This is a genomic window from Bacillus sp. MYb78 (assembly GCF_002975115.1).
Classification (GTDB): Bacteria; Bacillota; Bacilli; order Bacillales; family Bacillaceae_G; genus Bacillus_A; species Bacillus_A cereus.
On record NZ_PCOB01000002.1, the window covers coordinates 48,271 to 62,243 of the forward strand.

Below are 13,973 nucleotides of genomic sequence, written 5' to 3' on the forward strand. Positions count from 1 at the left end.
GCTTATTCACTCCAAGTTGCGTTAAAGCGATATCCAAGTCCACGTACTGTTTCAATAGAGTTCTCAATGCCAAGCTCATTAAACTTTTTACGAAGACGCGTAATGTTTACGTTTAATGTATTTTCTTCAACGAAGCTCTCGTCATCCCAAAGCGCAGCTAATAAATCTTCACGGCTCGCTGTACGAGGGAATTTAGATAATAACATTTCAGCTAAAATAGCTTCTTTCTTCGTTAAAAGAACTTGTTCAGATCCGAAGTGAATTTCAGGACGTTCTGGGAATAGTTTTAAACCTTCTACTTCAACGATACGTTCAGAAATATTTGGTGCATAATCACCGTAAATACGACGTAATTGTCCTTTAATTTTCGCCATTACAACATCGTAGTGGAACGGTTTTGTAATGTAATCATCCGCACCGCTTTCAATTGCCATAATTTGTTCCATCTCACCAGCACGAGCTGAAATGAAAATAATTGGACAAGTAGATTCATGACGAATTTGACGGCACCAGTAGAAACCATCGAATTTCGGTAAGTTTACATCAAGTAAAACAAGATGTGGTTTCACAGCGTTAAACGATTCCATAATATCATCGAAATTCTCCGCTACCACAGCCTCATAACCGTACTTCTGAATGTGAGATTGCAGTAATGATGAAATATTTGGATCGTCTTCAACGATTAAAATTTTATACATATGTATATTCCTCCTCAAAAAAACAATTGTAGCTATAGTGTATCATGTGTTTCAAGTCTTTTCATTATGTTGAAAGATAAGCTAGTAAACAGTATAGGTTAAAAGTGAGAAAAGTAAAAAGGGCGCTGGATACAATTGACAAATAACGGTAATCATTTTAACATTTAGATAAATATCTAAATGTCTAATTATCGAAAGGAAGAAAGACATTGAATCAAGCATTCAAAGCATTAGCAGATCCAACAAGGCGAAAAATTTTAGACTTATTAAAAGAAGGTGATCTAACCGCTGGTGAGATTGCTGAACATTTTAATATGACAAAACCCAGTATTTCACACCACTTAAGCGCACTTAAAAATGCTGAACTTATTCAAGATGAAAAGAAAGGGCAATTCGTTGTGTACTCTTTAAATACAACGGTCTTTCAAGATTTATTGACTTGGGTGTTTACATTTACGAATAAGGGGGAAGAGGGGAAATGAAAAAGCATCTTTTTGCAATCTTATTAATTGTTATAACTTGTTTAGCTTGGGCGTTTGCTTGGCCACATTTACCGGATACAATTGCAACGCATTGGAGCGGCGGTAAAGTAGATGGATATTCTTCTAAATTGTATGGAATGCTTTCTATGGTTGGAATTATGATTGTTTTATATATTTTTCTAAACGTGTTACCAAAGATTGATCCAAAGAAAGCAAACTACGAGAAGTTTTCTAAAGCTTTTATGATGATGAATAACGGGATATTACTGCTACTATTTGTAGGGAATATAGATATTATTACAAGTGGATTAGGATACAATTTATTCATTAATCGCGTGCCGGAATTATTAGTGGGTATTTTATTTATAGTCATCGGAAACTATTTACCACAATGTAAACCAAATTATTTTGTAGGTATAAAAACGCCGTGGACGTTAAGTAGCGAAGAAGTATGGAGAAAGACACACCGTTTTAGCGGAAAGGTGTTTGTTGCATTGGGGATCATTATGATTTTAAGTGTTTTTGCACCAGTAACGTGGAAATCTTTCGTAATGGTTGGAATTATTATTGGTGCAGTAGGATTAACGATGGGATATTCATATATTGCTTACAAAAAAGAAATAGGGGCCTAATAAAAAATTATGGGGGAGAGAGGATGAAAAGACACGTATTAGCATGGAGTTTAATTATTGGCATTGCAATTGGATGGTATATTGTATGACCATATTTACCAGAACAAATTCCACGCCATTATAATGCAGCAGGAGTAGTAGATGGATATTTTTCTAAAATAGAAGCAAGTTCATTCTCGATAGGTAGTATGGTAGTGCTCTATATGATATGGCTAGTTTTTGGATTCATAAAAGATAAGTCTACACAGCAATCCAAAGTTCTTTCAGCGATTAATTATGCCATTCTCTTTATCGGATTTGGATGTAACATATTTGCACTATTAGCAGCGTCTAATTATATTGCATCGGGCTCAATTGCATTTAATTTTGGACTTGGAACATTGTTTCTTGTACTAGGTAATTACATGCAACAAACGAAGCCGAACGGGTTAGTAGGCATTCGAATGGACTGGACATTAGAAAATCCTGTAGTTTGGAGAAAAACACATAGATTTGCTTCGAGAGTATTTGTAATAGGTTCACTTTGTATATATGCCGGGGCTTTGCTTCCAGATCCATTTAATATTTTTATGGGGATTGGAATTATATTAATATGCATTATCGTATCAACAATAAAGTCATATAGCATTTATAAAGAAGAGTTGAAAATGTAAATAAAGCTGCTTTTCCTTTTAGGGAAGAGCAGCTTTGTTTTTTTATCACTTCTTCAAAATCGGTATCCAAATTTCACTTTTAAAGTTTGGAGAAGATATATCTTTCTGTTCATTCCACAATATCTCTGGTCCTTCCGCTAGTTCATAGTTCGAAGAAGGGAACCATTCAGAATAAATACGTCCCCATACATTTTGTAGTGCATCAGGAAATGGACCGACAGCTTCGAATATAGCCCATGTGGAAGCAGCAATTTCGAGTTGTTTAAACTGCTCTGGACAATCCTTTGTTGTGGCTACGCCAATATAGTGATCAAGTTCTCCTTTTTCCTCCATTCTTCCTTCAGAAAAGTTAGTAGAAGCACTAATGATTCCATTCGGTTCCATGTTTGAAAGTGACTTTAATGTTTGAATAGACTCTGGGTTTAAACTTTTCCACATAGAAGCAATTTCTTCATTTACACCGTTAAAAACGATTGGTACTCGTTTTGTAATACCTATAATTCGAAAGGGCTCTTTTTCTTCAATTCGATAGTTCATTTCATTTCCTCCTTGAATGGATAATTGGAAGGTCATTGGTGAATAAGCCTTCAAAGAATGGCTACTATTTCGGGCCTCTGAAGGTGTTATACCGTGCAAGTTTTGAAATGCACGAGCGAATGAATCTGGTGAGTTGTATCCATATTTTATAGCGATATCAATGACTTTTACATTGTTGTTTTTTAGTTCAAAGGCAGCGAGAGTAAGACGTCTAAAGCGAATATATTCTGATAGTGATATGCCAGCTAAAAAAGAAAACATTCTCTTGAAATGATATTCGGAGCAGTAAGCTATTTTTGCGACTTCTTTAAAATCAATTTCATGTGTAAGGTTGTTTTCGATATACTGCATTGCAGCATTCATATTTTTAAGTGAATCCATATTATGACCTCCTCTGTACATAGAATAGCAGGAACGAAATAGCTCCATCCGACATTTCGTGCACAACTTTGTAGGTGCATTTTTTACCTTACAAAATTGTAATGTTCCTGTAAGGAGAATGAATGGATGGTATGATATCCCAATGTTATAGTAACAAAGTACTTTAATTCATTACGTTAACTTTTTGATTTCTTTACTTATGTGCCTTACATAACTGTCATGTTTGTGTAAGAAACATCGATAGTGGCAAGAGTAGAGAGTGTATATAGTTGAAAATAGAGAATAGAAGAAATGAGGGATGTCGAGATGAAAACAGTATTAGAAGCAAAAAATATTGAAAAAGTATATGACACGGGTGGTAATAAATTTGCAGCGTTAAAAGGTATTAACTTACAAGTAAAAGAAGGTGAGTTCGTTGGAATTATGGGACCTTCTGGTTCTGGTAAGACGACTTTACTAAATGTTCTTTCTACAATTGATAATGCGACGAACGGTGAAATTTTAATTGATGGAAAAGATATTGTGAAAATGAATGATGATAAGTTAGCATTATTCCGCCGCGATCATTTAGGCTTCATTTTCCAAGATTATAACTTATTAGATACGTTAACAGTGAAAGAGAATATCGCTTTACCACTTGCATTATCAAAGGTGAAAGCGAGTGAGATTGATCGCCGCGTTCTTGAAATCTCAAAGAAATTCGGTATTGATCATATTTTAAGTCAATTCCCATATCAAGTATCTGGTGGACAGAAGCAGCGCTGCGCAGCATCACGTGCAATCGTTACGAATCCAAGTATGATTTTCGGAGACGAGCCAACTGGAGCGCTTGATTCTAAATCTGCAACAGATTTACTTGAAAGTATGAAGTCGTTAAACGAATATGATAACTCAACAATTTTAATGGTAACGCATGATGCATTTGCAGCAAGTTATTGTAAACGAGTTATTTTCATTAAAGATGGTGAACTATATAAAGAATTGCACCGCGGTGAATCGACGCGTAAACAGTTCTTCCAAAAAATTGTTGATGTAATGTCTTCTATTTCTGGGGGTATGGCTGATGACCTTATCTAGCATTGCCCTCCGCAACATACAGCGGAACTTTAAAGACTACTTTGTATATTTTGCATCTATGATTTTTAGTATCGTTATTTATTTTACATTTAAAGCACTGCAATACAATTCACAAATGGAAAAAGCTGCAGAAGCTTCAAAAAAAATTAGCGGAGCGTTCCAAGTTTCAAGTGTGATGCTTATCATTTTCGTAGCAGTGTTTATTATATATTCGAACGGTTTCTTTACACGTAAACGTAAAAAAGAAGTTGGCTTATATTCGTTATTAGGTATCCGTAAAAGACAAATTGGTAAAATGCTCTTTTATGAAAATATGTTAATGGGATTAATGTCTTTAATTATCGGTATTGCGATTGGTAGTGTCCTTTCAAAATTATTCCTTGAACTGCTAGTAAGCATGATGGGATTAAACTTAAATGTTCATTTTGAAGTACCGATGGCTGCCATTATTGATACAGCACTTATTTTCTTTGTGATTATTTTATATACATCACTTCAAGGATATCGTTTAATTTATCGATTTAAGCTAATTGAACTTTTCCGCGCCGAACGTGAAGGAGAAGCAATGCCAAAAGGATCAGTTATTATGGCATTAATTTCAGTTGTCTTAATCGGTTCAGGTTATTTTTTAGCATTAATGTTCATGAAGGCTGTTAAATATGCAGACTTTATGGTCGTTGCATTATACATTTTATTAGCGACAGTAGCAGGGACTTATTTACTGTTTATGTTCTTCACAGTATTTGTATTGAAACGTGCAAGAAATAATAAGTCAGCGTTTTATAACGGTATGAATATGGTAACGACGTCGCAGCTACTATATCGTATTAAAGGAAATGCAAAATCACTTGCGACAATTTCTATTTTAAGTGCGGTAACATTAACAGCGGTTGGTACGTCAGTTACGATGTATTACAACACATTTACGCAATCAAAAGTTGCTGCACCATATAGCTATTCTTATGAGAAAAAAGATGCAGCGCTTGATAAGAAAGTAAATGCGATTTTTGCAGAAGAGAAGAAAGATCATCCGATTAAAGATCAATTTGAAATTGAGACAGTTCCTGTAAAAGGGAAGTTTGAAGGAGATAAAGTTGATTTCATCTTTAATATGAACTACAGTATCTCAGAGAAATATCAATTTATGTCTCAATCTGAATTTAATAAGCTTGCTAAGAAAATCGACGCAGAAACAGTGAATGTAGCTGCTGATGAAGCATTTATATATGATAGTTCGTATATTGAAGGACATGAGTTTAGTCCACAATATAAAGGAAACAAAGCAGTATTCCAAATTGGAAACGAAACGAAGCAATTAAAAATCCAAGGTGCAAATGACGTTGCGATTACAAATTTAGGTGAATTAGTTGTTGTCGTTTCAGATGAAATGTATGAACAAGCGAAGCAAGCATTTGGAACACGCGTTGTAAAAAATATTGATGTAAAAGATGAAAAAGATAGTAAAGTGTTAACAGAAAAATTAACAAAAGTGATGCCAGCTGGTGAATCAGAAATGGTGCCATCATTTAGAGATTTCTACACTGGTTTCCATATGGGGCTTGAAGGAACAGGATTAATGATGTTCATCGGAATGTTCTTAGGACTTGTATTCTTACTAGCAACAGGTTCTATCATTTACTTTAAACAATTAACAGAAGCAAATGCTGATCGTGAGCGTTATGTTGTACTTCACAAAATAGGGGTCACAAAACAAGAAATGAAAAAAGCTATTGCAAAACAAGTAAGCTTTATCTTTGCGATTCCGTTAGTAATCGGAATCCTGCACAGCTTGTTTGCATTAAAAGGTTTAGGGAACATATTACCATTTGAAATTATGATTCCGCTTCTCATTAGTATTGGAGTATACGGTGTCATCTATATTGGATATTACTTCTTAACGGTTCGTTCTTATTATAAGATCGTGAGTGCGAAGTAATAAGGGGCAGCTATCGCTACACGCGATAGCTGTTTTTTTTATTCTTCATAAAATCTTAAGAAACTTCCTCAATTTTTATTAAGAAACGATAGTTATACTTAGACACAAGTTAAAAACTATCGAACGAATGAGGAGAGGTTTACATGCAGCTCATTACATTTTTACATGAATTTATAAAGCATCCAAAACATACTGGTGCAATTGCGCCAAGTTCAAAAATATTAGCAAAGAAAATGGTCGATGTAATTGATTTTAATAAAGCGAAATGTATTGTAGAGTTAGGGCCTGGCACAGGGGTTTTTACGAAAGAGATTATGAAGAGAAAAAAGAAGGAAACAATATTTCTTCTTATTGAAATTAATGAAGTATTTTTCAAAGAATTAAAAAGAAAGTTTAAAGATGAGCAGAATGTCATTGTTGTACACGGTTCAGCTGAAAATATAAAGAAGTATATGGAGGAGCTCAATATAGAATGCATTGATTACGTTTTATCAGGGTTGCCTTTCACTTCTTTACCAGAAGAAGTTTCAAAGCGCATTTTAAGCAATGCGATGGAAGCGATACATGAGAATGGTGAGTTCATTACATTTCAATATTCACTTGTGAAAAAAGGGTTTATACAGCATTTCTTCCCTGAAATTACACTAGAAAAAGTATGGCTCAATTTCCCGCCAGCCTACGTCTTTAGTTGCAAAAAAGAACTAAGGAGAGCGTATGCATAATGGAATTACATGAATTATTATCCTATATCGAGCAATACGGTTATTGGGCATTATTTTTCTGTTTATGGTTAGGTATTATCGGTATGCCAATTCCAGATGAAATGATTGTTATGAGTGGTGGTTTCGTATCTTCAGTAGGTATATTAAGTGTTGTTCCTTCATTTGTATTAACATATTTAGGTGTTGTATCAGGGCTTTCTTTAGGATATATATTAGGGAAGGTATTTGGCACGAAGGTACTCCATAAATTGATGAAAAAGAAAAAAGCGAAGTATTTAATAAAATCACAAGAAATGGTTGATAAATACGGACAGTACGCGTTAGTTACAAGCTATTTCATACCAGTTGTAAGACATATCGTGCCGTATTTAGTTGGAATGAATAACATGTCATTTAAGACGTATGCTTTGTATTCTTATACGACAGGATTTGTTTGGACACTCGTTTACTTTGTGCTAGGTTCTTTATTTGGACAACATATTGAAAGAATTGTAGCAGTTGCGATAGAGTATGGTTTGTATTTTGGCGGAAGTATTGTATTGATTGTGAGTGTGTTTTATTTATATAGACAAAAAAGAAATACAGTGATGAGTAAATAAAGGAGGCGAAAGCCTCCTTTTATTATTAATATGGATTCATTTATTGAAGTTCGGATGCAAAGCCCTGTTACATTAAGAAAAAGTTAAGAAACCGTACGAGTTTTTATTAAGAAATACGCCCTATACTTAGAAATGTCATAAATAAAAACATAATGAAAGGCGGAATATAGATGAAAAGATTTATTTTGGGAGCAATGATTGTTATCGTCGCAGGGGCGGCATATTTATTAAGTGGGAGTAAGCTATTAGATCAGATGAACCCATTCCTTGATATAGAGAATCATTACGCAATTATTGATAATGATGGAAAAGAGTTAGGCGGAAATAAAGGCCGTGAATATAAGGTGAAAGCTTACGATAAGGATGGGAAAGAAAAAGAAGTAACGATTGATGGAGTAGGTGAATTACAAAAAGGTTCGTACTGGCATGTGCTTACAAGAGGAAAGTTTTTACATGATAAAGTGCAAGTAACGATAGATAAAATTCCTGACGGTGCGAAGGGAAAATTAGGATTGTAAGTATAAACCCGATTCTTGATGAGAGAATCGGGTTTGTTATTTTATGGTAAAATAGAGAGGGAGGAGTGAGAGTGATGCTACTCATTGTTAGTCTCATATTAATTGGGATTATGTGTAGTATGAGGATAGTATCTTTACATATGATAGAACGCCAAAAAATAGAAGAACGATATGTATATTGTCCAAAATGTGATACGAAAATTAGAAAAGGGAATTCTGCTCCTTTTTGTTCGAAATGTAATTTAATATTTTAACTATATTAAATCCAAAATCAATTCTTATGATTTTGGATTTTTCTTTTTAAGAAAATATTAAGAAACCCCATCACTATTTGTTAAGAAAATGTATCTATACTGAATTCTGTTGCTTAAAGAGAACAGCAAGAATCATAACAGGAGGTACAAATAGGTGAAAACAATGTTAGAGGCGAAAGGAATTTCGAAAATATATGATACAGGTGGGAATACGTTTGAAGCGTTGAAAGATATTCATTTGCAGGTGAAAGAAGGAGAGTTTGTCGGTATTATGGGACCATCAGGTTCTGGTAAGACGACACTTTTGAATGTACTTTCTACCATTGATACAGCTTCGAAGGGTGAGATCTTAATTGATGGAAAAGATATTGTGAAGATGAATGATGATGAATTGGCGTTATTCCGACGTAATCATTTAGGGTTTATTTTTCAAGATTATAACTTATTAGATACGTTAACAGTACGAGAAAATATCGCTTTGCCGCTGGCCTTATCCAAAGTGAAGGCGAAAGAAGTAGAAGCTCGCGTTGAGGAAATTGCGAAGAAGTTTGGAATAAATCATATTTTAAATCAATATCCGTATGAAGCGTCAGGTGGGCAAAAACAACGATGTGCAGCATCAAGAGCGATTGTAACAAATCCAAGTATGATTTTTGGAGATGAGCCAACGGGTGCGCTTGATTCGAAGTCAGCGACAGATTTATTAGAAAGTATGAAGACATTAAATGAAAAAGATCGTGTAACGATTTTAATGGTAACGCATGATGCATTTGCAGCAAGTTATTGTAAACGCGTTGTATTTATTAAAGACGGAAAGTTGTATAAAGAATTACATCGTAAAGAGATGACACGTAAACAGTTCTTCCAACAAATTATTGATATGATGTCTTCAATTTCTGGAGGTGCTACAAATGAGCTTGTCTAGCATCGCGCTTCGGAATATAAAACGGAATTTTAAAGATTATTTTATATACTTTGCTTCCATGATTTTTAGCATCGTCATTTATTTTACGTTTAAGGCGCTGCAATACAATTCACAAATAAGCGAAGCTGGAGATAATATTGGACGAGGATTCCAGCTTGCGAGTGTAATGCTCATTATTTTCGTTGCGATATTTATTATATATTCGAATGGTTTCTTTACACGAAAGCGTAAGAAAGAAATAGGTCTTTATTCTTTACTTGGTATTCGAAAAAAAGAAATAGGTAAAATGCTTTTTTATGAAAATATGTTAATGGGTTTATCATCGTTAGTAATCGGAATTGTAATTGGTAGTTTACTTTCAAAAGGATTCCTAAAGCTACTTTTAAATATGTTAGAGCTACATGTAAATGTTCATTTTGAAGTGCCAATTGGAGCGATTATAGATACAGCAGTTATTTTTTGTTTCATTATTTTATATACATCATTTAAAGGATACCGTGTTATTTATCAATTTAAGTTAATCGAGCTATTCCGTGCAGATAACGAAGGCAAAGTCATGCCAAAAGGTTCAAAAATAATGGCTATCATTTCTTTATTATTAATTGGTTCGGGTTATTTCTTGTCAGTAACGGCTATTAAAAATGTGAGCAGCGATAAATTTATGCCACTTGCACTTTATATTATATTGGCCACGGTACTTGGAACGTATTTATTATTTAAATTCTTTACTGTTTTTGTATTAAAAAGAGTGCGAAATAAAAAATCTTCATTTTATAACGGAATGAAAATTGTAACGACATCTCAGTTACTATACCGCATTAAAGGAAATGCAAAATCGTTAGCAACAATTGCAGTATTAAGCGCAGTAACGTTAACGGCAGTTGGCACTTCTGTAACAATGTATTACAACACATATATGCAAGCAAAAAAATATAAGCCAGTTAGTTATTCATATGAAAAGGCAGATATGGAATTGGATCGTAAAGTGAGTGAGATTTTAAAAGAAGGAAAGAATGAAGTCATTCATCAATATGAGTTAGAGACGGTAAAAGTGATAGGTGAATACGGGGATGATATTTCAAATAAAGATGGTTTACATTCAAGAACAACTGAAATTATCGCACAGTCATCATTTAATAAAATTGCAAAATATTTAAATGAAGAAACCGTTTCTTTAAAAAACAACGAATTGTATGCATTTGATGGTATGTACAGTGAAGGTAAGAGGGATAGCGGCGTATATAAAAATCGAAAAGCTATATTTCAAATTGGAGAAGTAGCACCAGTACAAGTGAAAGATGTACAAGCAAAAAACATTACAAACTTATATGAACTTCTAGTTGTCGTTCCGGATGAAGTGTATGAGCAAGCGAAGAAGACAATTGGAGCTCATACTGTGAAAAATATTGATGTGAAAGATGAAAGAAATAGTAAAGTATTAACAGAAAAACTAAAGAAATTAATACCGGAAGAAGATACAGAAGGTAAAGAACAATTCAGTGATTTCTATACTATTTTCCGTGATGGTATTGAAATATCAGGTTTAATGATGTTTAGTGGTATGTTCTTAGGGCTTGTATTTTTGCTCGCAACAGGGTCTATTATTTATTTCAAACAATTAACAGAAGCACATGCAGATCGTGAGCGTTACAGCGTTCTTCGAAAACTAGGTGTCACGAAAAAAGAAATGAAAAAAGCGATCGCAAAACAAATGAGATTTATTTTCTTCATTCCTTTAGTAGTTGGTATATTACACACTTTATTTGCGCTAACAGGATTAGCGACAGTACTTCCGTATGAAATTGCATTTCCGTTACTAATTAGCATCGGTGTGTATAGTGTTATTTATATTGGTTATTATTTGTTGACGGTTCGTTCTTATTTTAGGATTGTTAGTAAATAAAAATGGTAATAAGGTCTTTCGTTTTTATTAGTTAAAATTAGGTGTGCATAACTAGGGTTTGATAAGGGTAATTTGAAACAGAAAAGAGATGGCAAAACCATCTCTTTTCTGTTTCAATGTTCTACGCTATTATCTATTTTCTTTCGATTCACATATAGGAAATACATCTTGTAGATAAGGAGAAAGATAATCCTTTATTTTAATAATTAAAGTGGAGAAAAGTAGGAATTAGAGCTTTTGTAATAAACGCTCGCTACTATTCATATCATTTTTGCATAATGGACATTTTGGTTCTTCTTCTAATGAAAAATTTTTACGCATCCATCCAAGGCAGTCTTCTGCCGTACATTCCCATACAGCTATTGCTTCGGGATCTTCTACAGGCTTATCATTTTTTCTCCAATACATGTGATCGCTCCTCTAAAGTGAAAAGTTTTTTTAAAAAATAAAAAGGTTGTTAACGTTTTTTGTTAACAACCTTTTACTTATTAATTATACTGTATTTTTCGCAAAAATACGAAGTTTAGTAATTATTAAAGTATAATAAAGTGTTGATTATACAACCGCAGGATTATAAATCATCGTAAAGTGTCCTGGTAATAATTCAATGTGACAAGGTGTATGAAGCGAGCTTTCTCCATCTGTATCTACTTCTTTTTCTTCTTTCGTTTCAATATGAATGGATTTCGCTTTTACGTGGAAGATGTCATTTTCATTTGAGTCTTCAAATAGTTTCTTTCCGATGTAATCTTTAAATGCTTGAATACCTGTTGATTTGACTACGAAAATATCAAGTGTTCCATCATCACATTTTACGTTCGGAATAAAGGATGGAATACCACCAAGATATTCACCATTTCCAACCATGACAAGGACAGCTTCGTCTTCATATACTTGTCCGTCATAAGTAATTTTTACCGGGAATGTTTCAGCATTTTTTACAGTTCGAATTGTGCTTAAATAGTAACCGATTTTACCAAGCTTTGCTTTTTCTTCTGCATCGATATTGTTTGATACTTCAGATACGAGTCCAATGCCCCAGAAGTTTAAGAAATGTTGTTCATTTGCTTTTGCAACGTCAACTGGTTTTACGTGTTCCTTTGTGATAAGTTTTGCTGCTTCTGCAATGTTTTGCGGAACACCAAGTGTGCGAGAGAAGTCATTGCAAGTTCCACCTGGAATGATTGCAAGTGTAGGTCTAGTTTCGAGAGGTGCTAAGCCATTTGTGCATTCAAATACTGTTCCATCACCACCAAAGACGATAATTAAATCTACTTTACTAGCAAACTCTTGGCAATATTTTGTTGCATCACCTTGTTTTTTCGTATGAAGGATATGTAGATCAGGAAAAGCTGCGGCAAGAGGTGGTACGATTTTCGTTAAATTTGTATGTAAGTCACCTTGACCAGCTTTCGGATTTACGATGAGGAGTACTTTTTTAAATTTTTTCTTTGTCATATTTCATCTCTCCCTGTAGTTTGTAAATGGAAAGAAAGGAGCTGTTCCCATGTATTTTAGAACAGCTTCTCCCTATTAATTGGGTGCTAACATTGTCAGTTATTGTCGGTAAGTCGATATATTTAAAAAATCGCCGATATAATTTGAGTTACGGTCGATATATTTTGAAAATCGCCGATATACATTTTATGTACCATTTTATGTACTATCGATTTTTTAAGTTATACGATTATTCCGTTACAACTGAAGCAATGAATGGTAAGTTACGATATTTTTCCGCACAGTCGATACCGTATCCAACGATGAATTCGTCTGGAATTTGGAAGCCAACATACTCAGCTGTTAAGTCTACTTTACGACGTTCTGGCTTATCAAGTAATGTACAGAACTTGAGTGCCTTTGGTTTATGCATAAAGAAGTGGTCTTTTAGAAAATGAAGTGTTAAACCAGAATCGATAATATCTTCTACAACAATTACGTTTTTCCCAGTAATGTTTACGTCGATATCTTTTAGTAGTTTCACTTTTCCTGTTGTTTCTGTTTGATTTCCGTAGCTAGATGCAGAAATAAAGTCAATTGTTACATCATTTTTGATGTGACGAATTAAATCAGCAGCAAATACGAATGAACCTTTTAATACTGCGATAACTACGATTTCTTCTCCTTCAAAATCACGTTCGATTTGAAGTGCTAATTCTTTAACTTTTGCTTGTAATTGTTCTTCAGAAATTAAAGTGTCTTTTATTTTAATATTCATTGTAATCCTCCTACAGTGTAAAACTTGCGAACATTTCGACTGTAAAGGATAGAATAGAAAAAGTCAAAGGAGATAGTAATTTTTTACAAAGATAACGCCAAAATCATCTGATGATATGATATACTAAGTGTATTAAGAAAACGCTTCCATAAAGGGTGAATATGATGAAGAAGAAACAGTACACAAGTGTAACATTTATAAAAGCATTACTTTTAACAATTGTTCTTGGCCTGTTGGCTTACGTAATTGATGTACCTGCGATTCGTATTTCATTAATTGGAATGACTTTAGTGTTAGGAGCAATTTCGCACGGTATGATGTCGCAGCTAAAAGAAGCTGGACTTGATGATATGAGAGATCATATAGATAAAAAGTAAGAAACCTTCATTATATAGAGTGAAGGTTTTTTTGTTTCTTACAAAAATGTAAGGTAGTTGTAAG

General features: G+C 33.8%; 16 protein-coding genes and 1 pseudogene. 12 read left to right on the forward strand and 5 right to left on the reverse strand.

The window, feature by feature from the left end; all coding sequences use genetic code 11:
* Positions 1–2: 2 nt before the first annotated feature.
* Positions 3–698 carry a response regulator transcription factor gene (locus CQ064_RS04060; protein WP_000276738.1) on the reverse strand — a complete coding sequence of 232 codons (696 nt, stop codon included), beginning with the start codon at positions 696–698 and terminating at the stop codon, positions 3–5.
* Between the two features lie 209 nt (positions 699–907).
* Between CQ064_RS04060 and CQ064_RS04065 the strand changes: the two genes are divergently transcribed.
* The 3 genes and pseudogenes from CQ064_RS04065 (at position 908) to CQ064_RS04075 (ending at position 2,465) form a co-directional block, all read left to right on the forward strand.
* Positions 908–1,180 carry an autorepressor SdpR family transcription factor gene (locus tag CQ064_RS04065; RefSeq protein ID WP_001070531.1) on the forward strand — a complete coding sequence of 91 codons (273 nt, stop codon included), beginning with the start codon at positions 908–910 and terminating at the stop codon, positions 1,178–1,180.
* Complete coding sequence (locus CQ064_RS04070) at positions 1,177–1,812, forward strand: SdpI family protein (protein ID WP_000716359.1); 636 nt, start codon at positions 1,177–1,179, stop codon at positions 1,810–1,812. The genes CQ064_RS04065 and CQ064_RS04070 overlap by 4 nt, the downstream gene beginning before the upstream one ends.
* 23 nt (positions 1,813–1,835) lie before the next feature.
* Positions 1,836–2,465, forward strand: a pseudogene (locus CQ064_RS04075) (SdpI family protein).
* Positions 2,466–2,510: 45 nt separating this feature from the next.
* Here CQ064_RS04075 and CQ064_RS04080 read toward each other — a convergent pair.
* On the reverse strand, positions 2,511–3,383 hold the full coding sequence (locus CQ064_RS04080; RefSeq protein ID WP_000377711.1) for an AraC family transcriptional regulator: 873 nt from the start codon (positions 3,381–3,383) through the stop codon (positions 2,511–2,513).
* A 306-nt stretch (positions 3,384–3,689) separates the two neighbouring features.
* Here CQ064_RS04080 and CQ064_RS04085 point away from each other — a divergent pair, with 306 nt between their 5' ends.
* The 8 genes from CQ064_RS04085 to CQ064_RS04120 all read left to right on the forward strand — a co-directional run bounded on the left by CQ064_RS04085 (position 3,690) and on the right by CQ064_RS04120 (position 11,317).
* Positions 3,690–4,460, forward strand: coding sequence for an ABC transporter ATP-binding protein (locus CQ064_RS04085; RefSeq protein ID WP_000859655.1), 771 nt, complete (start codon positions 3,690–3,692; stop codon positions 4,458–4,460).
* Positions 4,447–6,396 (forward strand): ABC transporter permease, encoded by a 1,950-nt coding sequence (locus tag CQ064_RS04090; RefSeq protein WP_000176133.1) that lies wholly within the window; start codon positions 4,447–4,449, stop codon positions 6,394–6,396. Before CQ064_RS04085 ends, CQ064_RS04090 begins: the two co-directional genes overlap by 14 nt.
* A gap of 143 nt (positions 6,397–6,539) precedes the next feature.
* A complete protein-coding gene (locus tag CQ064_RS04095; RefSeq protein WP_001176065.1) occupies positions 6,540–7,118 on the forward strand; it encodes a class I SAM-dependent methyltransferase in 579 nt (192 codons plus the stop codon).
* A complete protein-coding gene (locus CQ064_RS04100; RefSeq protein ID WP_000418942.1) occupies positions 7,118–7,717 on the forward strand; it encodes a DedA family protein in 600 nt (199 codons plus the stop codon). The genes CQ064_RS04095 and CQ064_RS04100 overlap by 1 nt, the downstream gene beginning before the upstream one ends.
* Positions 7,718–7,887: 170 nt before the next feature.
* Complete coding sequence (locus CQ064_RS04105) at positions 7,888–8,235, forward strand: YxeA family protein (protein WP_000819383.1); 348 nt, start codon at positions 7,888–7,890, stop codon at positions 8,233–8,235.
* 74 nt (positions 8,236–8,309) lie between these two features.
* Positions 8,310–8,489, forward strand: a complete 180-nt coding sequence (locus CQ064_RS04110) for a hypothetical protein (protein WP_000924675.1) — start codon at positions 8,310–8,312, stop codon at positions 8,487–8,489.
* Positions 8,490–8,643: 154 nt separating this feature from the next.
* A complete protein-coding gene (locus tag CQ064_RS04115) occupies positions 8,644–9,414 on the forward strand; it encodes an ABC transporter ATP-binding protein (RefSeq protein ID WP_000855627.1) in 771 nt (256 codons plus the stop codon).
* Positions 9,401–11,317 (forward strand): ABC transporter permease, encoded by a 1,917-nt coding sequence (locus CQ064_RS04120; RefSeq protein ID WP_000059443.1) that lies wholly within the window; start codon positions 9,401–9,403, stop codon positions 11,315–11,317. Before CQ064_RS04115 ends, CQ064_RS04120 begins: the two co-directional genes overlap by 14 nt.
* 228 nt (positions 11,318–11,545) lie before the next feature.
* On the opposite strand, the gene CQ064_RS04125 is transcribed toward CQ064_RS04120, so the two are convergent.
* The 3 genes from CQ064_RS04125 to hpt all read right to left on the reverse strand — a co-directional run bounded on the left by CQ064_RS04125 (position 11,546) and on the right by hpt (position 13,532).
* Positions 11,546–11,725: a cold-inducible protein YdjO-related protein gene (locus tag CQ064_RS04125; protein ID WP_000289925.1), complete on the reverse strand. Its 180-nt coding sequence runs from the start codon at positions 11,723–11,725 to the stop codon at positions 11,546–11,548.
* 147 nt (positions 11,726–11,872) lie between these two features.
* Positions 11,873–12,775, reverse strand: coding sequence for a diacylglycerol/lipid kinase family protein (locus tag CQ064_RS04130; RefSeq protein ID WP_000162590.1), 903 nt, complete (start codon positions 12,773–12,775; stop codon positions 11,873–11,875).
* Between the two features lie 229 nt (positions 12,776–13,004).
* Complete coding sequence (hpt, locus tag CQ064_RS04135; protein ID WP_001022028.1) at positions 13,005–13,532, reverse strand: hypoxanthine phosphoribosyltransferase; 528 nt, start codon at positions 13,530–13,532, stop codon at positions 13,005–13,007.
* Between the two features lie 161 nt (positions 13,533–13,693).
* Here hpt and CQ064_RS04140 point away from each other — a divergent pair, with 161 nt between their 5' ends.
* Positions 13,694–13,909 (forward strand): hypothetical protein, encoded by a 216-nt coding sequence (locus CQ064_RS04140; protein WP_002001286.1) that lies wholly within the window; start codon positions 13,694–13,696, stop codon positions 13,907–13,909.
* Positions 13,910–13,973: the final 64 nt, after the last annotated feature.